1 protein-coding gene is annotated in these 1031 nt (G+C 72.6%); it reads left to right on the top strand.

Annotated elements, in window-relative coordinates; all coding sequences use genetic code 11:
• Positions 1-1031: transglutaminase-like domain-containing protein (locus tag GPA_RS16650; RefSeq protein WP_167536595.1), on the top strand; the 1031-nt coding region annotated here is incomplete at both ends.

Raw genomic sequence — 1031 nt, 5'->3', positions numbered from 1 at the left:
GGGGCGGTGGCGGCCGGGGTGGACGAGGCGCGCTTCGGAGACGACGCGCTCCCCGAGGGCGACCTGGCCGAGGTTCCCGGCATGGGCGGCGACGAGGAGCGGCTCGCCGTGACCTTCGAGGGCGTTCCGCAAGACCAGGTGGGCCTGCGCGGGTTCGTGGGCGCGACCTTCGCCGACGGCGCATGGGAGCCGCTCGACCACGCCGCCTACGAGGGTACGTGGACGGGCATGTTCGCCTGGCTCTCCGAACAGGGGTTCCAGCCCGCGAAGCAGCGCGCCTCCTTGGATGACGCGTCGGTCGCCAACGGCGGCCAGCCGACGGGAACCTGCACGATCTCCCTCGAGGCGGTGGGTGCCGACCGCGCCTACGTGTACGCGCCGTATTCGTTGAGGTCCGCCGAGGGCGCGTCCATCGTGGGCGGACGCGACGGCGGCACGCTCGCTGAGGGCCTGCTGGGGGAGCGGTCGTACCGCATCGTGCTGGACGACGTGGCGGACGCCGAGTACCAGGACGCGCCCGCATGGCTGCTGGAGGGCGGCTCCTCGCAGCAGGAGGGCTACGCCGCCGCCGAGTCGGTGTACCGGGCGTTCGTCCACGAGCACTACCTCGACGTGAGCGAGGCCGACCGCGAGCTGGTCATGCGCCTGCTCTTCGACGAGGAGACATGGGATGCCGAAGCCGCCGACTTCCACTCCACGGTGTCGCGCGTGCGCGCGATGCTGGCCACGCTGGCGTCCTACGCCGACGAGGTGGAGGCCCCTCCCGCCGGGGAGGGCTTCCTCGCCTGGTTCTTGGAGGACGCGCGCGAGGGCAACTCGGCGTACTTCAGCACGGCCGCGGTGGCGGCCTTGCGTGCGCAGGGTATTCCGGCCCGCTACGTTGAGGGGTACCGTATCGGCGAGGACGAGCTTGCGCGCCTGGCGGCGTCGGGCGAGAACCGCCTCGTGCTCACCGACGCCGACGCCCATGCCTGGGCCGAGGCGTACCGCGACGGCATCGGGTGGGTGCCCGTGGACGCGTCGCGGGCTTC

It is taken from the genome of Gordonibacter pamelaeae 7-10-1-b, from assembly GCF_000210055.1.
Taxonomy (GTDB): Bacteria; Actinomycetota; Coriobacteriia; order Coriobacteriales; family Eggerthellaceae; genus Gordonibacter; species Gordonibacter pamelaeae.
The sequence above is the reverse complement of the archived record's forward strand: the minus strand, read 5'-3'. Positions and strand labels throughout refer to the sequence as shown.